The sequence below is a fragment of the Pelomonas sp. Root1237 genome, from assembly GCF_001425055.1.
Lineage (GTDB): Bacteria > Pseudomonadota > Gammaproteobacteria > Burkholderiales > Burkholderiaceae_C > Pelomonas.
The window spans coordinates 1-23,530 of sequence record NZ_LMDK01000004.1 but is presented as its reverse complement, the minus strand read 5'-3'; the positions used below and the strand labels follow the sequence as shown (position 1 = coordinate 23,530).

General features: G+C 66.9%; 26 protein-coding genes. 2 read left to right on the top strand and 24 right to left on the bottom strand.

Annotation, left to right across the window (positions count from 1 at the left end):
* Positions 1-40 precede the first annotated feature (40 nt).
* Both ASC91_RS05620 and ASC91_RS05615 read left to right on the top strand, forming a co-directional pair.
* Positions 41-847: a DeoR/GlpR family DNA-binding transcription regulator gene (locus tag ASC91_RS05620; RefSeq protein WP_056193548.1), complete on the top strand. Its 807-nt coding sequence runs from the start codon at positions 41-43 to the stop codon at positions 845-847.
* An 8-nt stretch (positions 848-855) separates the two neighbouring features.
* Positions 856-1,548, top strand: a complete 693-nt coding sequence (locus ASC91_RS05615) for a hypothetical protein (protein ID WP_056193545.1) — start codon at positions 856-858, stop codon at positions 1,546-1,548.
* A 70-nt stretch (positions 1,549-1,618) separates the two neighbouring features.
* Here ASC91_RS05615 and ASC91_RS05610 read toward each other — a convergent pair whose 3' ends face one another.
* The 24 genes from ASC91_RS05610 to ASC91_RS30860 form a co-directional block, all read right to left on the bottom strand.
* Positions 1,619-2,806 (bottom strand): Fic family protein, encoded by a 1,188-nt coding sequence (locus ASC91_RS05610; protein WP_056193542.1) that lies wholly within the window; start codon positions 2,804-2,806, stop codon positions 1,619-1,621.
* Between the two features lie 57 nt (positions 2,807-2,863).
* Entirely contained in the window at positions 2,864-3,289 is a 426-nt protein-coding gene (locus ASC91_RS05605; RefSeq protein WP_056193539.1) for a RidA family protein, read from the bottom strand.
* Positions 3,286-3,720, bottom strand: a complete 435-nt coding sequence (locus tag ASC91_RS05600) for a thioesterase family protein (RefSeq protein ID WP_056193536.1) — start codon at positions 3,718-3,720, stop codon at positions 3,286-3,288. Before ASC91_RS05600 ends, ASC91_RS05605 begins: the two co-directional genes overlap by 4 nt.
* A gap of 2 nt (positions 3,721-3,722) precedes the next feature.
* Entirely contained in the window at positions 3,723-4,433 is a 711-nt protein-coding gene (locus ASC91_RS05595; protein WP_394326311.1) for an ABC transporter ATP-binding protein, read from the bottom strand.
* A complete protein-coding gene (locus tag ASC91_RS05590; protein ID WP_056193533.1) occupies positions 4,430-5,215 on the bottom strand; it encodes an ABC transporter ATP-binding protein in 786 nt (261 codons plus the stop codon). The genes ASC91_RS05595 and ASC91_RS05590 overlap by 4 nt, the downstream gene beginning before the upstream one ends.
* Entirely contained in the window at positions 5,175-6,125 is a 951-nt protein-coding gene (locus tag ASC91_RS05585; RefSeq protein WP_056193531.1) for a branched-chain amino acid ABC transporter permease, read from the bottom strand. The genes ASC91_RS05590 and ASC91_RS05585 overlap by 41 nt, the downstream gene beginning before the upstream one ends.
* Positions 6,118-7,038, bottom strand: a complete 921-nt coding sequence (locus tag ASC91_RS05580) for a branched-chain amino acid ABC transporter permease (RefSeq protein ID WP_056193528.1) — start codon at positions 7,036-7,038, stop codon at positions 6,118-6,120. Before ASC91_RS05580 ends, ASC91_RS05585 begins: the two co-directional genes overlap by 8 nt.
* Before the next feature lie 17 nt (positions 7,039-7,055).
* A complete protein-coding gene (locus ASC91_RS29265; RefSeq protein ID WP_157281199.1) occupies positions 7,056-7,418 on the bottom strand; it encodes a hypothetical protein in 363 nt (120 codons plus the stop codon).
* A gap of 229 nt (positions 7,419-7,647) precedes the next feature.
* A complete protein-coding gene (locus ASC91_RS05575) occupies positions 7,648-8,814 on the bottom strand; it encodes an ABC transporter substrate-binding protein (protein ID WP_157281197.1) in 1,167 nt (388 codons plus the stop codon).
* Between the two features lie 30 nt (positions 8,815-8,844).
* The gene (locus ASC91_RS05570) at positions 8,845-10,443 is read right to left on the bottom strand and encodes a benzoate-CoA ligase family protein (RefSeq protein ID WP_056193523.1); all 1,599 of its coding nucleotides are present in this window, start codon (positions 10,441-10,443) and stop codon (positions 8,845-8,847) included.
* A 7-nt stretch (positions 10,444-10,450) separates the two neighbouring features.
* Positions 10,451-11,590: an acyl-CoA dehydrogenase family protein gene (locus ASC91_RS05565; RefSeq protein WP_056193521.1), complete on the bottom strand. Its 1,140-nt coding sequence runs from the start codon at positions 11,588-11,590 to the stop codon at positions 10,451-10,453.
* 1 nt (position 11,591) lies between these two features.
* On the bottom strand, positions 11,592-12,431 hold the full coding sequence (locus ASC91_RS05560; protein ID WP_056193519.1) for an enoyl-CoA hydratase family protein: 840 nt from the start codon (positions 12,429-12,431) through the stop codon (positions 11,592-11,594).
* A complete protein-coding gene (locus ASC91_RS05555; RefSeq protein ID WP_056193517.1) occupies positions 12,428-12,913 on the bottom strand; it encodes a MarR family winged helix-turn-helix transcriptional regulator in 486 nt (161 codons plus the stop codon). Before ASC91_RS05555 ends, ASC91_RS05560 begins: the two co-directional genes overlap by 4 nt.
* Positions 12,913-13,647: an SDR family NAD(P)-dependent oxidoreductase gene (locus ASC91_RS05550; protein WP_056193515.1), complete on the bottom strand. Its 735-nt coding sequence runs from the start codon at positions 13,645-13,647 to the stop codon at positions 12,913-12,915. Before ASC91_RS05550 ends, ASC91_RS05555 begins: the two co-directional genes overlap by 1 nt.
* Positions 13,644-15,974 carry a bifunctional salicylyl-CoA 5-hydroxylase/oxidoreductase gene (locus ASC91_RS05545; protein ID WP_056193514.1) on the bottom strand — a complete coding sequence of 777 codons (2,331 nt, stop codon included), beginning with the start codon at positions 15,972-15,974 and terminating at the stop codon, positions 13,644-13,646. The genes ASC91_RS05550 and ASC91_RS05545 overlap by 4 nt, the downstream gene beginning before the upstream one ends.
* Positions 15,975-16,096: 122 nt before the next feature.
* Positions 16,097-17,257 (bottom strand): alpha/beta hydrolase, encoded by a 1,161-nt coding sequence (locus ASC91_RS05540; protein ID WP_056193512.1) that lies wholly within the window; start codon positions 17,255-17,257, stop codon positions 16,097-16,099.
* 21 nt (positions 17,258-17,278) lie between these two features.
* Complete coding sequence (locus ASC91_RS05535) at positions 17,279-18,025, bottom strand: polysaccharide deacetylase family protein (RefSeq protein WP_056193509.1); 747 nt, start codon at positions 18,023-18,025, stop codon at positions 17,279-17,281.
* Positions 18,025-19,338 (bottom strand): MFS transporter, encoded by a 1,314-nt coding sequence (locus ASC91_RS05530; protein WP_082532456.1) that lies wholly within the window; start codon positions 19,336-19,338, stop codon positions 18,025-18,027. Before ASC91_RS05530 ends, ASC91_RS05535 begins: the two co-directional genes overlap by 1 nt.
* Positions 19,335-20,870 carry a hypothetical protein gene (locus ASC91_RS05525; RefSeq protein ID WP_157281195.1) on the bottom strand — a complete coding sequence of 512 codons (1,536 nt, stop codon included), beginning with the start codon at positions 20,868-20,870 and terminating at the stop codon, positions 19,335-19,337. The genes ASC91_RS05530 and ASC91_RS05525 overlap by 4 nt, the downstream gene beginning before the upstream one ends.
* A 21-nt stretch (positions 20,871-20,891) precedes the next feature.
* Complete coding sequence (locus ASC91_RS29960) at positions 20,892-21,269, bottom strand: glycoside hydrolase family 9 protein (RefSeq protein ID WP_200955225.1); 378 nt, start codon at positions 21,267-21,269, stop codon at positions 20,892-20,894.
* On the bottom strand, positions 21,266-21,391 hold the full coding sequence (locus ASC91_RS30610) for a hypothetical protein (protein ID WP_268795236.1): 126 nt from the start codon (positions 21,389-21,391) through the stop codon (positions 21,266-21,268). Before ASC91_RS30610 ends, ASC91_RS29960 begins: the two co-directional genes overlap by 4 nt.
* 67 nt (positions 21,392-21,458) lie before the next feature.
* The gene (locus tag ASC91_RS29955; protein ID WP_056193504.1) at positions 21,459-21,776 is read right to left on the bottom strand and encodes a hypothetical protein; all 318 of its coding nucleotides are present in this window, start codon (positions 21,774-21,776) and stop codon (positions 21,459-21,461) included.
* Between the two features lie 38 nt (positions 21,777-21,814).
* On the bottom strand, positions 21,815-22,552 hold the full coding sequence (locus ASC91_RS30865) for a TIM-barrel domain-containing protein (protein WP_056193502.1): 738 nt from the start codon (positions 22,550-22,552) through the stop codon (positions 21,815-21,817).
* 30 nt (positions 22,553-22,582) lie between these two features.
* On the bottom strand, positions 22,583-23,448 hold an 866-nt coding region (locus ASC91_RS30860; RefSeq protein WP_394326312.1), incomplete at its 3' end, for a TIM-barrel domain-containing protein.
* Positions 23,449-23,530 lie beyond the last annotated feature (82 nt).

Below are 23,530 nucleotides of genomic sequence, written 5' to 3'. Positions count from 1 at the left end.
TCGATATCATTCGAAAGTCGGCCCCGCCCTTCAGCCCTGCATGCCAGCCTCCCTCTCACTGCCCGCGAAAACCGAAAGCCCGCTGCTCATCGACGAGCGGCGCCGGCTGATCCGCGAGTTGGTGCAGACGCAGGGCCGCGTCACGGTGGACGAACTGGCCGAGCGCTTCGGCACCTCCGTCGTCACCATCCGCAGCGACCTGAACTCGCTGGCCTCCACCGGCGCTGTGCTGCGCACCCACGGCGGTGCACTGGCCCAACGCGACACCGAGGAAGTGCCCATCGGCGTGAAGCAGAAGCTGCGCCACGAGCAGAAGGTGCGCATCGCCACCGAGGCGGCCAAGATGATCCGCGACGGCGAAACCATCCTGCTCGACTCGGGCTCCACGACCGAAGAGATTGCCAAGCAGATTCGCGGTCTGCGACTGACGTCGCTGAACGTCATCACCAACGCGCTGAACATCGCGGCGCTGCTGGCCACGGTGCCGCACGTCAACCTCATCATGCCGGGCGGCCAGTTGCGGCCCAACTCCTTCTCGCTGTCCGGCCCCCAGGCCGTGGCCGCGTTGCAGGGCCTGTATGCCGACCGCCTCTTCCTCGGCGTCGACAGCCTCGACCCCGACATCGGCCTGATGACGCCCCATCTGTTGGAAGCGCAGTTGAACGCCCAGATGATGAAGATCAGCCGCCAGGTCGTGGCCGTGGCGGACGCGTCCAAGCTGATGAAGCGCAACCTGTCGGTCATCGCCCCGGTGGAACAGCTGGACATGCTGATCACGGACACCGGGGCGGATCAGGCGATCGTGGATCAGTTGAGGGGGCGGGGGATTGAGGTGGTGTTGGCTTAGGACTGCGTGTGACCAAAGCGATTCAGCCAAATGAAGAGGCGGCGGCTATTGCCCAGGAGTTCATTGATTTCGTCAACGCGCAATGCGGCGCGTACATGGATGCTCTCGCTGGCTACGCAGGTCACCACACAAAGGTTGAGCGTCAGGTTCACCGCATCCTTCGGCCGACGAAGACTGGTTTTAACGAAGCTGCCCAAAAGGTTGTCGTTTGGACTTCGTACGAAGACCCCTCGCAACCCGACGTAATCTTGGACCGCATCACGAGAGCTAATGACTACATGGCGGCGAACGCTCCTGGTGGCTCAAACGAGCAACAACACGCGCGCTCCATAGTCATCTTCATCTATGCATATTGGGAGCTGGAGATACGCCAGCGACTAGCGGATTCGATGCAGGTAAAGCTGAATATGGTTCAGTCAGACGTGATGGGCGATCTTCGAATCTTGCGCAACGCGATTCTTCACAAGAAGGCGTTTCTGCACGCTGACGATTTCGGAAAGCTGACTGTCACGCAAGACCTCTTTCCGAGCGAACAAAGGTTGCACATCGGCTATGAAGATCTCCAGCAGATCTTTGTGCGCGTAAAAAGAGACTGCGCGCGAATTATCTTGGAGTGTCTTGGCGCGATGGAATCGGCGCCATTCGATGTATCGCAGCTCACTGGTGTTGCTCTGCAAAGAAGCAGGAAGCCAGGCAGTTAATTGCGCCTGCCAATGAGGTGCGACCTCATGCTCACCTGCCGGCGCGGCACGAGGTGCCGGAGCTCCCCCACTACCGCGTGCCCAAACTCTCACCGATCGCGCCACCGTGCGTCCAGCCCGGCACGTTAACGTGATACCGCAAGGCCTTGCCAGCGCCCGTGGTCCACAGTTGCCCGCGCTTGACCATCTCCGCCAGATCCCGTGTCGCCGTCGCCTTGGATGCACCGGTCATCTTCATGTACTTCTCGGCGTTGAGCCCGCCCACGAAACCGCCGTCACCGTCGTCGAGCAGCCACTGCAGCACCTTGCGCTGGCGTTCAGGCAGCCCGGCGATGCCGTGGTGCTCCGCAAACCGGCGCTTCACGAGGGCGGCGTCCATCGTGGCGCTGGCCGCCGAGTAGGCGGCAGCACACTGCTGCGCGAACCATTGGACCCAGCTCGTCACGTCCATGCCGCCACGCTGGCAGAGATTCAGTTGGTCGTAGTAATCGGAGCGGCGCTCCAGCAGTTGCCGCGACAGGCTGAACAGCCTGACCGGCGTGCTGAGGTGCTGGGCCACGGCCATGTCGACGAGGGCGCGGCCGATGCGGCCGTTGCCGTCCTCGAACGGGTGGATGCTTTCAAACCAAAGGTGGGCGATAGCGGCACGCGCAAGGCCGTCCAGGCGTGCCGCCGAGGAAGCGCCGCCGGGCGCGGTGTCGTTGAACCAGTTGATGAAGCGCGTCATGTGCCGCGGCACATCGGCCGATGGCGGCGCCTCGTAGTGGACGACCTCGCGGCCGGGCAGGCCGCTGATGATCTGCATCGGGTCTTCGTGATCCCGATAGCGGCCCACGGCGATGCGTTGAACACCTGAAGTGCCGCCCGGGAACAGCGCCGATTGCCACCGGCAGAGCCGGTCTTCATCGAGCGGCGTGCCGGATGCGGTGGTCGCGTCGTGAACGACGGCGACCAGGCCGTCCACGGCACGGTCGATGGGCCCCGGCGCCTTCAAGCCCATGCGGCGCATGACCGACGACCTGACGGCGTCCAGAGACAGCCGCTCCCCTTCAATGGCCGCCGTGGTCAGCACCTCGTCGGCCATCGAGTCGAGCGCGACGTCGCTGGTACCGGTGAAGCCGATGGCTGCAGCCTTGCCTTCCATGACGCCATGCAAACGGTAGGCCTGGGCCAGGTCGGCGCTGACGACCGCATTGTCGTAAACGAAGTCCGGCCAGTCGGCGCGAAGCCAGTTCCAGGGGCGTGCTCTCGCGGTCATGAGCCGCAATTTAGCACTATCGGCTCAAATTGTGAGCCGAATTACCAGAATTGCGGCTCAAGCGCCCTGGCCCGCAGCCTCCGGCACCATCGCCGTCACCTCGATTTCCACCTTCGCCCGGTCCTCCATCAGCGCCGACACCTGCACGGCGCTCATCGCGATGCCGTAGTCGCGGCCCAGCACGTCGCGGTAGGCCTGGCCCACCTCGCGGCCGCGGGCGATGTATTCGCGCTTGTCGATGAGGTACCAGGTCATGCGCACGATGTGCTCGGGCTGTGCTTGCGCCTCGGCCAGCACGGCGCGGATGTTGAGCAGGGTCTGGCGCACCTGGGCGATGAAGTCGTCGCTGTCGAACTCGCAGCGCTCGTTCCAGCCGATCTGGCCGGCGACAAAGACCTGGCGGCCGCTGGCCGCGACGCCATTCGCATAGCCGCGCGGCTGGGTCCAGCCGGCGGGCTGCAGGATTTGCTTGTGGTTGCTCATGTGTTTGTCTCCTGTTGTGCGGCGAGCGAGCGCTCCAGCGCGGCACGCAGATCGGCCGGAAAGGCTTGGGGCTTGTGGGTGGCGAGCGAAGTACAGACCAGCACCTGCGTGAACTCGACGCGCGTGCCGTCGGCGCCGTCGAAGGCGATGCGCAGCGTCATCGAGCCGCCGCCCAGGCGTTCGATGCGGATGGTTTGCACGAGGCGGTCGCCATGGCGGCTGACGCGCAGGAAGCGCGTATCGAGTTGGGCCGTTGGCATGCCGACCTGGCGCTGGCCGATCAGCACATCGAAGGGCAGGCCGAGGTCGCGAGCAAACCAGTCCTCGATCAGCTCGTTGAGCATCTCGAAATAGCGCGGGTAGAAGACGATGCCGGCCGGGTCGCAGTGGCCGAAACGCACGAGTTGTTCACGTTGGAAAGCAAAGCTCATCGTCAGACTCCCACGTGCTTCTGCCACAGCGCCGGGTCGGCTGCGAGCGCCGCCGATGGGCCGGCCCAGGCGACGCGGCCACGCTCAACGACGGTGTGGTGGTCGGCCAGGCGGATCAACCGCTGCACGTACTTGTCGACAACCAGGATGGTCTGGCCCGCTGCGCGCAGAAGGTCCAGGCAGCGCCAGATCTCCTCGCGCACGAGTGGGGCCAGGCCTTCGGTCGCCTCGTCCAGCACCAGCAGGCGCGGGTTGGTGACCAGGGCGCGGCCGATGGCCAGCATCTGCTGCTCGCCACCCGACAGCTGCTGGCCCATGTGGCCGGCGCGCTCGGCCAGGCGCGGGAAGAGGCCGTAGACGCGCTCGACCGTCCACGGCTCGGACGCGTCGCTGCGGTTGGCCGCGAAGGCGCGCAGATGCTCGTGCACGCTGAGGTTGGGAAACACCTGCCGCCCCTCCGGCACCAGCGCCAGCCCCAGCCGCGCGATGCGGTCGGCCGGCCAGCCGGTGACGTCCTGGCCGCAGAAGCGGATGCGGCCGGCGCTGGGCGCCATCCAGCCGCACAGGCAGCGCAGCAGCGTGCTCTTGCCCATGCCATTGCGGCCCAGCAGCGTGGCCACCTCGCCGGCTTGCATGGTCAGGTCCAGGCCAAACAGCACCTGGCTGGCACCGTAGCCGGCTTGCAGGTCCTTGATCTCGAGCAAGGCCGTCATACGGCCGCCTCCAGCTCGTCGCCAAGGTAGGCGCGCTTCACCTCGGCATGCTCGCGAATCTCGGCCGGCGTGCCGCTGGCGATGACGCGCCCGGCCACCAGCGTCGAGATGCGGTCAGCGAGGCGGAAGACGGCGTCCATGTCGTGTTCGACCAGCAGCAGCGTCAGGCCTTCGCGCTTGAGTGCCTGCAGCAGCTCGACCATACGGGTGGACTCGTCCGGACCCATGCCAGCCAGCGGCTCGTCCAGCAGCAGCAGGCGCGGCTTGGCAGCCAGCGCAAGGCCGACTTCAAGCTGGCGTTGCTCGCCATGCGCAAGCTCGCCGGCGGTGCGGCCGGCCTGAGCCGTCAGCCCCACCCGTGCCAGCAGCGCGTCGGCTTCTGCATGCGCGGCCGCGTCGGCGCGCGCGGTGCGCCACCACGACGGCGCGCCCTCGCGCCGCGCCAGCACGGCGAGCACGAGGTTGTCGCGCACCGAGCAGGGCTTAAACAGACTGGTGATCTGGAAGCTGCGCACCAGGCCGGCTTGTACGCGACGGGCCATGCCTTGCCGCGTGACGTCCCGACCATCGAAGACGATCTGGCCCGCGTCGGGCGCGAGGGCGCCGGAGATCTGGTGGATCAGCGTCGTCTTGCCGGCACCGTTGGGGCCGATCAGTGCATGCAGTTCGCCCGCCCGCACCTCGAAGCTCGCGCCATCGGTCGCCGCCAGCGCGCCGAAGCGCTTCACGAGTTGTTTGACTTCAAGCACGGCGCCAAACCCCTGCAAGGCCACGCGGCGCATACAGCACGACGAGCAGCAGCAACGCGCCCAGGCCGAGCTGCCAATGCAGCGTGTAGCCCGACAGCAGCTCTTCCAGCAGCAGCAGCGCCAGCGCGCCCAGTGGCCCGCCCCACAGCGCGCCCGCACCACCGATGATGACCATGACCATCAGCTGGCCGGACTGCGACCAGTGCATCAGATGCGGCGACACCAGGCCGTTGAGGTTGGCCAGCATGGCGCCCGCCAGGCCCGCGACGGCTCCCGCGAGCACAAAGGCCTGCCAGCGCAGCGCGAATACGCGGCCACCCGCGGCGGCGACGCGCACCTCGTTCTCGCGCGCGCCCTGCAGCAGCCAGCCGAAGGGCGAGTTCACGAGCCGCTGCAGGCCGGCCATGACGATGGCGAAGAGTGCGAGCGCCACCCAGTAGAAGCTCGCATCGTCCTTCAGGTCCAGGCCGAAGCCGAGCACCGAGCGCTGCGCCAGCGACAGGCCGTCGTCGCCGCCATAGGCCTTCAGCGACACGGCCAGGTAATAGAACATCTGCGCAAACGCCAGCGTGATCATGATGAAGTAGACGCCGCGGGTGCGCAGGCTGATGGCGCCGATGAGGGCCGCAGCGATTGCGCTGACCACCATCGCGGCCGGCCATGCGACCCAGGCTGAGGTAATGCCCGCATCCATCAGCACGCCGACCGTGTAGGCGCCCAGGCCGATGTAGGCCGCGTGGCCGAAGCTCACCAGGCCACCAAAGCCGAGGATGAGGTTGAGGCTGGACGCGGCGATGGCGAAGATGAGGATGCGCGTCGCGACGACCGTGTAGAACTCCAGTCCCATGGCCTGCAGCAGCGGCGGCAGTGCTGCGAGCAGGGCCAACAGCAGCCAGATCCAACGGCCAAGGCCACGGTGGTGGAGTGCGCGAGCTTCAGCCATGGGATGGGAAGAGGCCGCGAGGCTTCCAGAACAGGATGGCAGCCATCAGCACATAGATGAGGATGGATGCCAGCGCCGGGCCGAGGTTGGACGCGACCTCGGGCGAGGCGAGCTGGCGCAGCGCGGCCGGCAGCAGCGTGCGGCTGGCGGTGTCGACGAGGCCGACCAGCAGCGAGCCGACGAGCGCGCCGCGTACCGAGCCGATACCGCCGACGACGATGACGACAAAGGCCAGGATGAGGATGCTCTCGCCCATGCCAACCTGCACGGCGAGCAGCGGGCCGAGCAGCGCACCGGCCAGCGCACACAGCGCCGCGCCGAGGCCGAACACGGCGGTGAACAGCTTGCGGATGTCGATGCCCATGGCGGTGGCCATCTGGCGGTTGGATGCGCCGGCTCGCACCCACATGCCCGCGCGGGTGCGGGTGACGAGCGCCCACATCAGCAGCGCGACGGCGAGGCCGACACCGATGATGAGCAGGCGGTAGGCCGGGTAGAACAGGCCGGGTAGCAGTTCGACAGGACCTGACAACGCAGCGGGCGTGTTCAGCATCAGCGGCTGGTCGCCCCAGAGGATGCGGACGCCTTCGTTGAGCATCAGGATGAGGGCGAAGGTGGCGAGGACCTGGCTGAGGTGGTCTCTTGCGTACAGGCGCCGGAGCAGCGTGACTTCGAGGGCCATGCCCAGGATGGCGGTGCCGGCGATGGCGGCGATCACTGCGAGTGCGAATGAACCGGTCGCGGCGGCCGTGGCGGCGGCGAGGTAGGCGCCGACCATGTAGAGCGAGCCATGGGCCAGATTGATCATGTCCATGATGCCGAACACGAGGGTCAATCCTGCGGCGAGCAGGAAGAGCATCAGGCCGAATTGAAGGCCGTTGAGGGCTTGCTCGGTAATGAGGATCCAGTCCATGGTGGGCGTGGCGCTCGCTACTTCTGGTTGTTGGCCAGTACGGTGCCGGGAGTCCGTCCCGGCGGCCGGGTAACTTTCTTCTGCGGCGCCAGAAGAAAGTCACCAAAGAAGAGGCGCTGAACCGCACACCAGCGCGACGCCGCGAAGAGCGGCGCGCGAAAACAGCCAGCAGCATCTCGGCAAGAAGCGAACCGCTGCGCTCTCGCGTCTGACTTGTCACGAGCAACATCCATCGCACCAGCAGCCCGTTCGACGCGCGGCTGCACGCCGTGCTCATCAAAACAGCCCAATACAGCGTCGCTCGGGCGACGCGGCTGGTTGGTATTTCCTGATGAGCCCGGCGTGCAGCCGGCGTTAACCGGCGTGAAGGGGCGATGCATGGTGCTCGTCATAGGGACAGCAGCGAGAGCGCAGCGGGTCGCTTGGAGGCACGGCCCACTCCGAGCTTGCGAGCGCATGCCGCCACTCGAGTGCGGATTGCATTGAGCGCTCCTCTTTTGGTGACTTTTCTCTGGCGCGTCAGAGAAAAGTTACCCGCCCTGCCGGGGCGGACTCCCGGCTCACTGCACCGGGTCATGAAGGTTCCTCGCACAAGCAACCAACCGACATTCAGTTCATCTTGCAAGCCGACGCATACGCATCCTCATGCTGCGTGAAGATCTTCCCCATCGTCCGGTTCGTCACCCTTCCCTGCCCATCCTTCGTGATCACCCGCAAGTAGTAATCCTGAATCGGGTACTGATTCCGATTGAACTTGAACGTCCCCCGCACCGACTCAAACTTCGCCGCCTTGAGCGCCTTCAATAGCGCCGGCTTGTCCTCGACCTTCCCCTTCACATCCCTCACCGCCGCATTCATCAACAACGCCGCGTCATACCCCTGGCTCGCATACAGCGACGGCAGCCTTCCGTAGTCCTTCAGGAAATCGGCAACGAACTTCTTGTTCGCCACGTTGTCCATGTCATGCGCCCAATGCGAGCTGTTGAACATGCCCAGCATCGGCTCACCCACCGCCTTGATGACGTCCTCGTCGGCCGAGAACCCAGGCCCGAACAACGTCACGTCCTTGGACAGGCCCGCACCGACGAACTGCTTGATGAAGTTGATGCCCATGCCGCCGGGCAGGAAGATGTACATCGCATCCGGCTTGGCGGCGCGCGCCTGCGCCAGTTCTGCTGCGTAGTCCAACTGGCCGAGCTTGGTGTAGATCTCCTCGACGACGGCGCCCTTGTAGTAGCGCTTGAAGCCCGTCATCGCGTCCTTGCCCGCCGGGTAGTTGGGCGCCAACAGCACGAGCTTCTTGAAGCCCTTCTCCGTCACAGTCTTGCCCACGGCCTCGTGCAGGTTGTCGTTCTGCCAGGCAACGTTGAAGAAGTAAGGGTTGCATTGCTCGCCGGCGTACTGCGACGGACCGGCGTTGGCGCTGATGTAGGGGATCTTGGCGTCGAACACCGACGGCCCGACGGCCAGCATCACGTTGGAGAAGACGATGCCGGTCATGAAGTCGACCTTGTCGCGCTTGATCAGGCGCTCGGCGCTCTGCTTGGCGACCTCGGGGTTCTGCTGGTCGTCGGCCGTGACCATCTCGACAGGCAGGCCGCCGAACTTGCCGCCGCTGTGCTTGAGGCCGAGCGCGAAGCCATCGCGGATATCCACGCCCAGGCCAGCACCGGGGCCGGACAATGTGCTCAGGAAGCCGACCTTGAGCTTGTCGGCGGCCTGGGCCGTGGGGAGCAAGGCAAGGCCGAGGGTGATGGCGGCAAAAGTCTTCTTCATGCGCAGGGTCTCCATGAGAAAAAGGGGCGGTCAGGCTTTGAGCTTGAAGCGCTGCAGTTTGCCCGTCTCGGTGCGCGGCAGGTTCTCGCGGAACTCGATGGCGCGCGGGTATTTGTAGGGCGCGATGGTGGCCTTCACATGCTCCTGCAGCGCTTTCACGTCACCGGCATGGCCCGCGCGCAGCACGACAAAGGCCTTCACCAACTGGCCACGCTCTTCGTCCGGCACGCCGATGACGGCGCATTCGGCCACGGCGGGGTGGCTCAGCAGCGCGGCCTCGACCTCGGGGCCGGCGATGTTGTAGCCACCCGAGATGATCATGTCGTCGGTGCGGGCCTGGTAGACGTAGTAGCCATCGGCGTCGATCAGGTAAGAATCACCGGTCAGGTTCCAGCCGTCCTGCACATACTGGTGCTGGCGCTCGTCGGCGAGATAGCGGCAGCCCGTCGGGCCCTTGACGGCGAGATGGCCGACCTTGCCCGCCGGCAGGGGCTGGCCACCATCGTCGAGGATGCAGGCCTGGTAGCCAGGCACGGGCTTGCCGGTGGCGCCGGGCTTGGCCGTCTCTTCGGTATGGGAGATGAAGATGTGCAGCAGCTCCGTCGCGCCGATGCCGTCGAGCAGCTCGATGCCCGTTGCCTGCTTCCACAGCGCGCGCGTCGCGGCGGGCAAGGCCTCGCCCGCGCTGACGCATTTGCGCAGGGACGAGAGGTCGTGCTGCGCCACCACCGGCGCCATCGCGCGGTAGGAAGTCGGCGCAGTGAAACAGACCGTCGCGCGGTGCTGCGCAATCGCCGCGAGCAGCAGCTCGGGCGCGGGCTTCTCCAGCAGCACCGCAGATGCCCCCACGCTCATCGGGAACAGCAGCAGGCCGCCCAGGCCGAAGGTGAAGGCCAGCGGCGGGCTGCCGATGAAGACGTCGTTGGCCTGGGCGCGCAGGCAATGCACCGGCCAGCACCGACAGATCGCGATGACGTCGCGATGGAAGTGCATCGTGCCCTTGGGCTGGCCCGTCGTGCCAGATGTGAATGCGATCAACGCGCAGTCGTCGCTGGCGGTGTCGACATTCGTGAACCAGGCCGGCTGGCGCGCGGCGCGCGCTTCGAGGCCATCGGGCTCTGCGCTGCGGAAATGGCAGATGCCGCGCAGCAGCGGGTTCTGCAACTGCGCTGCCGCCAGCTCGTCGGCCAGCGCGGCGTCGCACAGTGCATGCGTGACCTCGGCCTTGGCGATGACCTTGCCCAGCTCAACCGCGCGCAACAGCGGCATCGTCGCAACGGCAATCGCACCGGCCTTGATGACGGCGAACCAGCAGGCTGCGAGCTGCGGCGTGTTGGCGCCGCGCAGCAGCACCCGGTTGCCGGGCACGACGCCGAGTTCGTTGACCAGCACGTTGGCGATGCGGTTGGCTTCGGCCTGCAGTTCGGCATAGGTCCAGCGCACACCGGCGCCCTGCACGCAAGAGCAGTCGCCCTGGCCCTGCTCGACCCAGCGGTCCAGCAGCTCGGTCGCCGCGTTCAGCTTGGGGCCGAACTGCAGCTCGGGCAGGTCGAACACCAGCTCCGGCCACTGGTCCTGCGGCGGGAGGTGGTCTCTTGCGAAGGTATCCAGATGGGCCGATGGGTGCATGACGTCCTCAGGCTTGCTTGAGCAGTTCGCGACCGATGATCAGCTGCTGCACTTCGCTCGCACCCTCGTAGATGCGCAGCGCACGGATTTCCCGGTAGAGGGATTCGACGATCTCGCCCCGGCGCACGCCGCGGCCGCCGAAGAGCTGCACGGCCGCGTCGATGACCTGCTGGGCGCCTTCGGTCGCCATCAGCTTGGCCATGGCAGCTTCCTTGGTGATGGTCTTGCCCTGGTCGCGCAGCCAGGCGGCGCGGTAGACCATGAGCGCGGACGAATCCACGGTGCAGGCCATGTCGGCGAGCTTGGCTTGGGTCAGCGGCAGGTCGGCCAGGCGGGCACCAAACATTGGGCGTTCCTTGGCCTGCTTCAAACCTTCCTGCAGCGCGCGGCGCGCAAAGCCCAGCGCGGCGGCGGCGACCGAGGTACGGAAGACGTCCAACGTGCGCATGGCCAGCTTGAAGCCCTCGCCCGGCGCGCCGAGCATCTGGCTCTTCGCCACGCGGCAGTTCGTGAAGCGCAGACGCGCCAGAGGGTGCGGTGCGATGACGTCGATGCGCTCGGCAATCTCAAAGCCCGGCAGGTTTGCATCGACGATGAAGGCCGAGAGGCCGCGCGAACCAGGTGCTTCGCCGGTGCGCGCGAACAGCACGTAGAAATCCGCGATGCCGCCGTTGGAGATCCAGGTCTTCTCGCCATTCAGCAGATAGCTGTCGCCGTCTTCGGTTGCGCTGCACTGCATGGCCGCGACGTCGGACCCGGCTTCGGGCTCGGACAGTGCGAATGCCGACAACGCCTCCCCACGAGCAACCCGCGGCAAATACCTTTCACGTTGAGCCGGCGTGCCCTGCAACGAGATCGCACCCGAACCCAGGCCCTGCATCGCAAAGGCGAAATCAGCCAGGCCGTCGTGCTTGGCCAGCGTCTCGCGGATCAGGCAGATGGCGCGGGTGTCGATGGCCCGGCCTTCACCTGCCACGGCATGGTTCAGCCAGCCCGCCTTGCCGAGCTGGGCGGCCAGGGTGCGGCATTGCGCGTCGATGTCGCCGTCATGGTCGACGTGCTGAAGATGCTCGCCGCACCACGCATCGAGCGCGCTCGCCAGCTCGCGGTGCTTGGCGTCGAAGAAGGGCCAGTCGAGATGGTCCATCTCAGTCTCCCTGGAACACGGGCTTCTGCTTCGCAACAAACGCTTCAAATGCGCGGTGGAAGTCCTTGGTCATCATGCAGATGGCCTGGGCCTGGGCCTCGGATTCGATGGCCTCGTCCACGCCCATGGCCCACTCTTGATGCAGCATGCGCTTGGTCATGGCGTGGCCGAAGCTCGGGCCGGCGGCAATCTCGCCAGCCCAGGTCGTCGCTTCATTCAACAGTTGCTCGGGCGCGACCAAGCGGTTCAGGAAACCCCAGGACAGGGCCTCTTCGCCACCCAGGCTGCGGCCGCTGTAGAGCAAATCCGACGCCCGCCCCTGGCCGACGATGCGCGGCAGCATGGCGCAGGCACCCATGTCGCAGCCGGCCAGGCCCACACGGGTGAACAGGAAGGCCGTCTTGCTGCGCGCGGTGCCCACGCGCAGGTCGGACGCCATCGCCATGATGGCGCCGGCACCGGCGCAGACGCCGTCAATGGCCGTGACGATGGGTTGCGGGCAGGCGCGCATGGCCTTCACCAGATCGCCCGTCATGCGCGTGAAGGCCAGCAGGTCGGGCATGCTCATGCCGGTCAACGGGCCGATGATCTCGTGCACGTCGCCGCCGGAGCAGAAGTTGCCACCGGCGCCCTGGATGACGATGGCTTTCACGTCGTCGACATAGCTGAGCCGGCGGAACAGGTCGCGCAGCTCGGCATAGGATTCGAAGGTCAGCGGGTTCTTGCGCTCGGGCCGATTCAGCGTGATGACACCGACGGCGCCTTGCTGCTGCCAGACAAAGTGTTCGGGCGTGTAGCCGGCCAGGCTTTGCTGGTTGCCTGAAGTCAGGTACGGAGTCATGCGTTGTCCTTCTGCGCCAGATGCGTTTTCAGTTGCGCGAGCAAGTCATGGATCTGGGTTTTCTGCGCTGGCGTCCAGCCGGCGAACAGCTCGACGATCCAGCCCTCGTGCGTGGCGGCCATGCGCTTGAACTGGCGGCGGCCCTGCGGCGTGAGCTTGACGATGAAGCTGCGGCGGTCGTCGGCGCGCGTCTCGCGCAGCACCAGGCCTTCAGCTTCGAGCTGGTCGGTGATGCCGGTCACGTTGCCGCCCGTCACCATCAGCCGCTTGGACAGCTCGCGCATCGTCAGGCCATCGGGGTGGCGCTCCAGCTGTGCGAGCAGGTCGAAGCGCGGCAGCGTGGTGCCGAAGTCGCTGCGCAGGCGCTGGCGGATCTGGTCCTCCACGCGGGTCGTGCAGGACAGCAGGCGCAGCCACAGCCTGAGGGCCTGGTGGTCGTCTTCCGAGAGCCGGGTTTCGAGATCGGACTCCGTGGCCGACATCACATCGTCTCCCCGCCGCAGACGGCAATGGCCTGGCCGTTGATGGCGCTGTTGCCGACGATCCATGCCACGGTGTCCGCCACTTCCTCGGGCTGGATCAGGCGGCCCTGCGGGTTCACCTTGGCCAGCTCTGTGCGCGCTTGCTCGGCCGTGCGGCCGGTCTTGGCGACGATGGTGTCGACGGCATTCGCGACGATGTCAGTCTCGGTGTAGCCCGGGCACACCGCGTTGACCGTCACGCCCTTGGCCGCCACTTCCAGCGCCATCGCCCGCGTCAGTCCCAGCACGCCATGCTTGGCCGCGCAGTAGGCCGCCACATAGGCATAGCCCTTGAGCGCCGCCGTGCTGGCCACGTTGATGATGCGACCTTCCTTGCGCAACAGCATGCCGGGCAGCACCGCGCGGCTGCACAGGAAGCTGCCGGTGAGGTTGACGTTGAGCAGGCGCTGCCACAGCTCCAGCGAGGTGCGGGCGAGCGGCGCCGTCTCGACCTGGCCGGCGTTGTTGACGAGGATGTCCACCTCGCCCACGGCGGCGAAGGCGTCGGTGACGCTGTCCTCGTTGCCGACGTCGCAGATCTGGATGGCTACATCACCCAACGCCGCCTGTGAACTGCGCAGGCGATCTTCACTGCGCCCCATCAGCGTGACGCGAAAACCGTCCGCGAGCAGCCGCTTCGCCACCGCCGCGCCGATGCCACTGCCGCCACCCGTCACAACTGCATGTTTTTTCATACGCCCAACGCCTTGTTCGCCTGCTCGACCGCGGCCACATTGCCGGCGCGCTGGCGCTCGAACTCGCGCTCCAGCTGGCTCTTGCCGGACAGGTACTGTTTGGGCCATTCCAGCCCGACGGGACCGCGGTAGCCGATGCGCGCGGCCTCGGTCAGCGTCCAGGCCGGGTTGGCCAAGTGGGGCCGCGCAATGGCGCAGAGGTCGGCGCGCCCCGACGCGATGATGCTGTTGACGTGGTCAGCCTCGGAGATGGCGCCGACAGCCATGGTCGCGATGCCGACGCGGTTGCGGATGCTCTCGGCGAACGGCGTCTGGAACATGCGGCCGTAAACGGGCTTTTGCGCCTTGCTGACCTGGCCGGACGACACGTCGATGAGATCGGCGCCCGCTTCCTTGAATGCGGCAGCGAGGGCGACTGCGTCCTCGGGCGTCGTGCCGCCCGGCACCCAGTCGTGAGCCGAAATGCGCACGGACATGGGCCGGTCCAGCGGCCAGACCTCGCGCAGCGCCGTGAAGACTTCGAGCGGATAGCGCAGCCGGTTCTCCAGCGAGCCGCCGTAGTCGTCGTCGCGGTGGTTGGTCAGCGGCGAGATGAAGGCGGACAGCAGATAGCCGTGGGCGCAGTGCAGCTCCAGCCAGTCGAAGCCGGCATCGGCGGCGCGGCGAGCGGCGTTGACGAAGTCCTCGCGCACGCGGTCCATGTCGGCGCGCGTCATCGCCCGCGCGACCTGGCTGATGCCATCCAGGTATTGCTGCGGCGAGGCCGAGATCAGCGGCCAGTTGCCGTCGGGCAGCGGCTGGTCTTCACCCTCCCAGGGCACGCATGTCGAGCCCTTGGGGCCGGCGTGGCCGAGCTGCATGGCGATCCTGGCGCTGCTGTGGGTGTGCACATGCTCGACGATGCGCTGCCACGCGGCGCCCTGGCCGTCGTTCCACAGGCCCGGGCAGCCCGGCGTGATGCGCGCGTCGGGCGACACGCAGGTCATTTCGGCGAAAACCAGTCCTGCCCCGCCCAGCGCCCGGGCGCCGAGGTGGGCCAGGTGATAGTCGCCGGGGATGCCGTCCTCACAGCTGTACTGCGCCATCGGCGACACGACGACGCGGTTCTTCAGCGTGACGCCGCGCAGCTTGAAGGGCGTGAACATCGGCGGCACCTGAGCATCGACACCGCTCTGCGCCGCCAGCCAGCGCTCGAACTCGCCGACATAGCGCGCATCGCGCAGGCGCAGGTTCTCGTGCGAGATGCGCTGCGAGCGGGTCAGCAGCGAATAGGCGAATTGCTCGGGCGCCAGCCGCGCATGGCGCTCGACGTTCTCGAACCACTCGGTCGAGTTGCGCGCCGCGTTCTGGATGCGCAAGACCTCGATGCTGCGCGTGGCTTCGTAAGCGTCGAGTGCCTTTTGCAGATCGCCATGCGCCTGGATGTCGCGCGCCAGGTCGATCGCATCCTCCAGCGCGAGCTTGGTGCCCGAGCCGATGGAGAAGTGCGCCGTGTGGGCCGCATCGCCCATCAGCACAACCGGTGCGCGCCCGTTGTGATGCACCCAGGTCTTGCAGACGACACGCGGGAAGCGGATCCACGACGCCGAGCCGCGCAGGTGGCTGGCATTGGAGATCAACGGGTGGCCATCCAGCACCTTGGCGAAGAGCTTCTCGCAGAAGGCAATGCCGTCTTCCTTGCTCATGTCCTCCAAGCCCGCGGCGCGCCAGACGTCTTCGGGCGCCTCGACGATGAAGGTCGAGTGCGTGGCGTCGAAACGGTAGGCGTGCGCCTGGAACCAGCCCCATTCGGTCTGCTGGAAGTCGAAGGTGAAGGCGTCGAAGAGCTTGGTGGTGCCCAGCCACACGAAGCGGCAGGCACGCAGGTCGACGTCGGGCTGGTAGGTGGCAGCGTACTTCTGGCGGATGCGGCTGTTCAGGCCGTCGGCGGCAATGATGAGATCGGCGTCGATGTCGACGTCATCCAGCACGTCGGTCTCGTAGACCAGCTCCACGCCCAGCGCCTCACAGCGCGCCTGCAGGATATTCAGCAGCTTCTTGCGGCCGATGCCGCAGAAGCCGTGGCCGCTGGAGACGATGCTGCGGCCGCGGAAGTGGACGGCGATGTCGTCCCAGTGGTTGAAGGCCTCGCTGATCTGCTCAGCGGTCTCGGCGTCGGCCTCGCGAAGCGCTTCGACGGTCTGGTCGGACAGCACGACGCCCCAGCCGAAGGTGTCGCCCGCGCGGTTGCGCTCCAGCACCCTGACCTGGTGGGCCGGGTCGGCCTTCTTCATCAACAGCGCGAAATACAGGCCGGCGGGCCCGCCGCCGACACAGGTGATACGCATGGGATGCCCCTTCTGCGTAGCACTTTAGGAATCGATAGTTCAAACGTCAAGCATTTATCTTGGCTGCGACCCCACGGACAAACCCGCAGCTTGAAGCGGTGGGGAGGGGCGGCGCGGCGGCGTCAGCGCGGTTTGCTGTAGTTGACGGTACCGCGCCCGCCGGCTAGAGGCTTGACATCGGCGAGGCGCGCCCGGGCCGCCGCGTTGTCCCGCAGATAGGCGTCAAAGAACAGCAGCTCCCAGGCGGTGGCTTCCTGTTCGGCAGGCCCGCTGAGGAGGTGGCCCTCACCCGGCATTTCGACGGCCCAGGCCGGGCCGCCCAGGCGGCGCACGCCGGCCTTGACGCTGTCGGGCGAGACCGAACCGTCCTTCTCGGCATAGACGGCGAAGAACGGCGTCTTGACCTGGGCAAGGCCGCTGAAGTCGCGGCCGAAGGACCAGGCATGGGTCTGGAAGGGCCAGATGCCGAAGCTGGCGCCGAGGAAGGGCACAAGGCCGAAGCCGGCCTTGAGGCGGGCGTCACGGAAGGACTGCCCCGGCACGGCCGGGTCGGCGCCGCCGAGCATCGCCAGCACCGTCTGGCCGCCCGCGCTGGCGCCCGAGGCGCCGATGCGGGCCGTGTCCACCGCGCCGGCAAAGTCCGGGTGGCTGAGCACATGGTCAAGCGCCGCCTTGAAGGCCACCCGGCGCAGGGCCACGGGTTCGGCATAGCCGCTGACGCGGCCATCGCCATGGAAGATGTCGACGACGATGTAGCCGTGCGAGGCCAGCTGCTTGAGATGGGCCAGGTGCCAGAGACCGTGGGTGTTGTAGCCGCCCGAGTAGACGATGAGCGGGTATCTGGCCGCCGAGTCCGCAAAAATCGGCCGCTCGCCCGGCGCCTGCATGTGCGGGAAGACGTTGTCGCCGGTGTCCTTGTAGGGGAAGGCGTAGTTCGGCCGGGCGTTGTCGGCGCGGGTGGGATACAGGACGTAGAGCAGCAGTGGCAGCTGCTGCCCGGCCAGCGCCCCCGCGCCGGGTTCGTTGGCCGGTACGGTGACCTTGAGCAGCTGTGCGGCTTCGCGGCGGCTCAGCAGTTCATCGACGTACAGGCTGCGCGAGCCGTCGACCTTGCCGTTGAGATAGTCCACCAGCGGCCGGTCGCCAGCGGCGCTGGTGGCGACCGCCATGTTGGTGCTGCCGACCGCGTACGGGCCGGGTGGGGCGACGAAGTCGGCAGCGTGGGCGCACGCCAGCCCCCCGGTGGCCAGAAGAAGAAGCAATCGGGCCAGCAGGCGAGACATGGGATTCCTTTTGGAGGGCGATCAGCGCGGCAGGTCGTCCCAGCGCAAGTGCACGACGCGATAGCCGGTGGCCTTCAACGACTGCAGCAAAAAGGGCAACGCCCGCGCCGTCTGGTCCTGCACATCGTGCAGCAGCACGATGCCGCCACCGCTCTTGGCCAGCTGGCCCAGCAGCTTGTCAGTCAGCATCTGCGGCGTCTGGTCGGGCAGCCAGTCCTCGGCACCGGCGTCGACGGACATGACGGTGATGTCGCGCTCGCGCAGCGTGGCCATCAGCACGGGCGATTCCGCCAGGAAGGGGAATCGATAGGCCGCCGGCTCGCTGCCCAGCACCTCACGGTAGGCAGCCACCATGGCATCCAGGTCGGCGATCTGCGCCGGTGCGGGCAGCTGACCGAATGCCAGATGCTGGAAACCATGCATGCCGACGCTGTGGCCGGCGTCGCGCACCTGGCGGGCCAGGGCGGCGTGGGCGCGCATGGGCTCGCCGTTCATGAAGAAGCTGGCCTTCACGCACTGGTCGGCCAGGGCCTTTAGCACCAGCGGTGTGGACTCGGGCCGCGGGCCGTCGTCGAAGGTCAGCACGACCTCCTTCGGCGCCAGCCCTGGCAGCGCCGCATGTTGCGCCTTGCCCCAGGCCGCGCCCTCGCGCTTGAACGTCAATGTGCGCGACGTGCCCAGCGCATCGGCCGCACAGGCGGGCTGAGCGGGCTGGGCGGGCTGGCCGGACGTGGCGGCGGCCAGGGCCATGGCCAGCAGCAGGCTCATCAGTGGCCGGCCACGGCGGCGGGTTCGCCGAACTCGCCCGCCTCCTCGTGGTCATGCGGGAAGGGCGCCAGCCAGGCCAGCACCACGGGCGGGATGGAGAAGATCAGCACCCAGCCGAAGAAGCTCACGTACTGGTGATTGACGTAGTTCCACAGCAGGCCGCTGACGCTGCCGGTGCCCCACTTGGTCAGCGCCATCACGCCGGTGGCCATCGCGTAGTGCGCCATGCGGAAGGGCCCCGGGGCGATCTGCTGCATCATGTAGAGCATGTGGCCGACCGAGCCCATGCCGAAGCCGAACTTCTCGATGCAGACGATGGCCGCGATGGTGGTCGTGTCCGTCGGCATCGACTGGGCCAGGTAGAAATAGGTCAGGTGCGGGATGTTGAGCACCAGGGCCAGCGTGAAGAAGCTGCGCGGCAGCGTGCGCTTGGCGACGAAGAAGCCGCCCAGGAAGGCCCCGGCGATGAAGGACAGCGTGCCGACCGTGCCGTTGATGTGGCCCAGCGACTCGTTGTCCAGCCCCAGGCCGCCGGCAGCGATGCTGTCGAGCAGGAAGAGCGGGCCGAACTTCTCGATGAAGCCTTCACCGAAGCGGTAGAAGAAGATGACGGCCAGCATCATCCAGATCTGCGGCTTCTGAAAGAGGGTGACCCAGGCTTCGGCCGTGGCGGTCAGGCCGCCGCTCAGGCCTTGGCCGTGCAGCGTGGACGGCGCGCCCGGCGGCAGCACGCGCACATGCCACAGGCCGAAGAGGGCCATGGACGCTGCGGCGATCAGCACGACGATGACCCAGCATTGCACCCAGCTCATGGCCATGTGGTTGTGCAGATAGCCCGTCAGCGACACGAACAGGCCCGAGGCGACAACGGCGCCCATGTTCCAGCACATGCCCTGCAGGCCCGAGTAGCGCGCCTGGTCGGTCTTGGAGACGGTCGTCATGAAGACGCCGTCGGCGCAGGTGTCCTGCGTGGCCGATGCGAAGCCGACGATCCAGAAGAAGGCCAGTGAGAGCTTGAAGAAGCCTTCCATCGGCAGACACAGCGCCACCAGGCCCAGGGCCGCCGCCATCGTGAACTCCATGCTGATGACCCAGAAGCGCTTGCTGCGGTAAGCCTCCAGCAGGGGCGCCCACAGCGGCTTGAGCACCCAGGGCAGGTACATCTGCGAGGTATAGAGCGCGATGTCCTCGTTGGAGATGCCGAGGTTCTTGTAGATGATGGCTGCGACGACCCCCACCATCACATTGGGCAGGCCCATGGCGAGGTAGAGCGAGGGCACCCAGGTCAATGGGTGGCGAATGGATTGAGTCATGGTGGGGTGGGCTTCTTGGTGCCGTTCAGCAAGGCGAGGACGTCAGACGCCTCTTGATTGGATTGCAGGGCTTGGAGCGCGGCCCGGGCCCTGTCGGTGCCCTCGCCGCCGTGCGGGTTGCTGGCCAGCGACTGCAGGCCGCGCAGGGCCTTGTCGCGGTTGCCGGATTCGAGATGCGCCCAGACGGCGAGGTAGACGTAGTCGCCAACCTGGGGCTCCAGCACGCTGGCGGCGTCTGCCGCGTTGGTCATGCTGGGGCTCACGCCCTTGACGCCGAGCACGCGGGCCAGCTGATACAGCGTGGGTGCATCGTTGCGGCGCTGTTTGTAGGCTGCCATCAGCCAGGCGCGCGCCTGTTCCAGTGCCTGGGTGCGTTCGGCGCCGTTCGCCTGTGCGGCCACAGCCTGCCAGGCCCAGCCGAGCAGGCGGTTGGCTTCAAAGGGCGGTGCTTCCTGCTGGGCCCACGGAGCAAGGATCTGCAAGGCCTTGTCCGCCTCGCCATAGCGGATCTCGGCATGCGCCAGCGCCCAGCGCATGACATCGGGCGCACGGTCGCCGCCGGCCTTCTTCACGCTCGCCTGCAGGCGGGCCAGGACGGCCTTGCCATGTTCGGCTTCAGGACGCGAGGCGATGACCATGCCGTCGAATTCGGCCTCGGCCTGCTCGGTGGGCAGCTCTGTAGTGCGCACCGCGGCTGGCGCGCCACCCGGGATCTGCGCCACATACAGGTTGTCCAGATGCCTGCGCAGCTCACTGTTCAGGCGGCTGGGCGCTATGCCTGTGGCGGGCTCCAGCGCCGTCAGCGCGTCCTCCCCGGCCGCGACACGGCGGAAGTACTCGTTGAAGCGCTGGACGCGCTCGGTCTTGGACAGCACGTAGTGGGTCAGCAGCCAGGACTGCGCGTAGAAGACGCCGAAGAAGCTGTCGTCAATGTCCTTGTCCCCGGTGGACTGGAAGCTCGGCTTGAGCAGCCTGGCCGGCTGCAGCCAGGGGCGCTGGGCCAGGATCGCGGCCGAGGGATTGAACGCGCCGATCTCGATCGAGTCCGGGGCGATGCGCGTCGCGCCGAAGTACTCGGCGTAGCCCTCGACATACCACACGGGATAGGCCATGCGGGCGTACTGAGCCATCACGCGGTGCGCGTACTCGTGGAAGAGCACCTGGCCGGTGAAGTCCTTCGACCAGAGATGGTTGACCGCGAAAGCCTGGGCGCCATCGCTGCCCGAAACGAACAGCCCCGCCAGGCGACGGTTGCGCAGATAGGGCTGGACCCGGGCAATGAGGTCGGGGTCGTCGCTGAGCACGATGGGAAAGGGCGGGCGCGCCAGGCCCTGGCTGGCGCCAAGGGTGAGCAACATGGCCTCGTGCAGGCGTTCGAGATCCTGCAGCCTGCCCTCGGCCGTGCGCTTGGACGTCTGGGCAAGCATGCGGAAATGCGGGCTCTCGGCCAGCACCCATGACGCAGACCAGGCCAAGGGGCTCCAGCCCAGCAGGCCCAGCAGCAGCGTCGCCAACCATCTGCGGTGGTGCATCCTCTGCTCTCCCGGCCTGCCTTATCGGGCCCGCGGCGTCAGCGCCTGCAGCGCCGCCGACACGTAGACCAGCGGCGCATTCCAGTTGATGGCGACCTCGTTGCTGGCATAGCTGCAGAAATGGTCCGGATAGGACCGCGCCGGCTGCACGGCATTGCTGCCCCAGACATAGTCCTTGGCCTGCATGCCCACGCGGTAGGCCGAGCCCCGCCAGCGGGCAACCAGTTCATCAGCAAGCTCCATCACACGGGTTTGAACGACAACGCTGTCATTTTGACTCAGGCGCATGCGGTGCTGGGCTAGGGTTACCCATGCCAAGCCCTTGACATCGCCCCAGGCCCGCGCAAGGCCGCTGGCCAGCAGGCCGGTCGCGACGAAGCAGCGGAGATGGGGACTCATGGTGAGACGATCCAGTTGATGCAGTCGGCAGCGCCGTTGACGTTCAGTGTCACGCCTTTGGCGTAGACGCGTGAAGGCGTGCGGGCGATCAGCAGCAGGTCTCGAACACGACGCACAGCCATCGTCACTCCATCAAGCAATGAACCGGTGGACGCCTGAGCGTCCACCGGCTCGAGGGCCAGAAACCGGTCAGGCCGTCCAGCTCAGCGAGGCGCCTTCAGCCTGCACAGCACTGCGCCGCCCGTCCACCTCCAGCGCCCAGTCCCGCAGCGCGCCCTCGGTGACCTGGGCCGTGTACTGCCCGCCCTTTCGGCTCACCGTGCCACGCGCCGCAATGCTGCCGTCCGCGCCCACGACCGTGAAGGCCGCGCTGGCGCCGTCATCCAGCTCGAACACGCGCAGCACCGTGCCGCGGGTGTAGTCGTAGGCCGGCTTCTCGGTCTCGGCACCCCAGGCGATGACGCTGTTCGGTGCCGCATAGAGCGGCATCGACAGGAAGCCATGCACCTCGCGATGCCAGCGGCCGCCTTCGCGCTTCTCGCCGCTCAGCAGATGCGTCCACGTCCCTTCGTGAACACCGGCGCCACCAGCAGGCTCTCGCCGAGCTGGTACTGCCGGTCCAGCGTCGCGCAGGCCGGGTCCTGCGGGTGCTCCATCAGCATGGCGCGCATCAGCGGCACGCCGGTCTGSGTCGCCTCRTGCGCCTTGGCGTACAGATACGGCATGAGCTGGTGCTTGAGCCGCGTGAATGCGCGCAGCACGTCGCAGCTCTCTTCGTCCACGAGCCATGGCACCCGGTAGCTGCTGCTGCCGTGCAGGCGGCTGTGCGAGGACATCAGSCCGAACTGGATCCAGCGCTTGTAGACGGCCGGCGGCGGGTTGCCYTCGAAGCCGCCGATGTCRTGGCTCCAGAAGGCGAAGCCGCAACTTGTGAGCGACAGGCCGCCCCTGAGGCTCTCGGCCATCGACTCAAACGTGCTCCAGCAGTCGCCCCCCCAGTGCACCGGGAAGCGCTGGCCGGAGGCATAGGTGGAGCGGGCGAAGACGATGGCGTCGCTGCCCTGCACTTCTTCGAGCAGCTCGAAGACGGCCTGGTTGTATTGCAGCGCGTACAGGTTGTGCATCTCGACGGGGTCGGAGCCGTCGAAGTAGGTCACGCCTTCGCTGGGGATGCGCTCGCCGAAGTCGGTCTTGAAGCAGTCCGCACCTTGCGCGATCAGGCGCTTCAGGTGGCCCTGGTACCAGGCCTTGGCGGCCGGGTTCGTGAAGTCCACGATGGCCATGCCGGGYTGCCACTGGTCGGTCTGGAAGGNTCGAAGCCGCCGATGTCRTGGCTCCAGAAGGCGAAGCCGCAACTTGTGAGCGACAGGCCGCCCCTGAGGCTCTCGGCCATGGATTCAAACGTGCTCCAGCAGTCACCCCCCCAGTGCACCGGGAAGCGCTGGCCCGAGGCGTAGGTGGAGCGGGCGAAGACGATGGCGTCGCTGCCCTGCACTTCTTCSAGCAGCTCGAAGACGGCCTGGTTGTATTGCAGCGCGTACAGGTTGTGCATCTCGACGGGGTCGGAGCCGTCGAAGTAGGTCACGCCTTCGCTSGGGATGCGCTCGCCGAAGTCGGTCTTGAAGCAGTCCGCACCTTGCGCGATCAGGCGCTTCAGGTGGCCCTGGTACCAGGCCTTGGCGGCCGGGTTCGTGAAGTCCACGATGGCCATGCCGGGYTGCCACTGGTCGGTCTGGAAGGTCAGCCCGTTGGTTCTCTTGATGAAGTAGCCGTGCTTSACGCCTTCAGCRAACAGCGGCGACTTCTGCGCCACATACGGGTTGATCCAGAGGCTGATCTTCAGGCCCTTGGCGTGCAGGCGCGCCAGCATGGCCTCGGGCTCGGGAAAGCCGCGCGGGTCCCAGGCGAAGTCGCACCACTGGAACTCGCGCATCCAGAAGCAGTCGAAGTGRAACACCGMCAGCGGCAGCTCGCGGCGCGCCATCTCGTCGATGAAGTGGGTGGCGGTGGCCTCGTCRTATTGCGTGGTGAACGAGGTCGTCATCCACAGGCCGAAGCTCCAGGCCGGGGGCAGCGGKGCGCGGCCTGTCAGCGCTGTCAGTCGGCCGACGACGTCCTTGGGCGTGGGGCCGGCAATGACGCAGTAGTCCAGGCTCTCGCCCTCGCGGCTGAACTGCACGCGGGCGACCTTCTCCGAGCCGACCTCGAAGGACACCGGGCCGGCCTCGTTGACGAGCACGCCGTAGCCGCGGTTGGTCAGG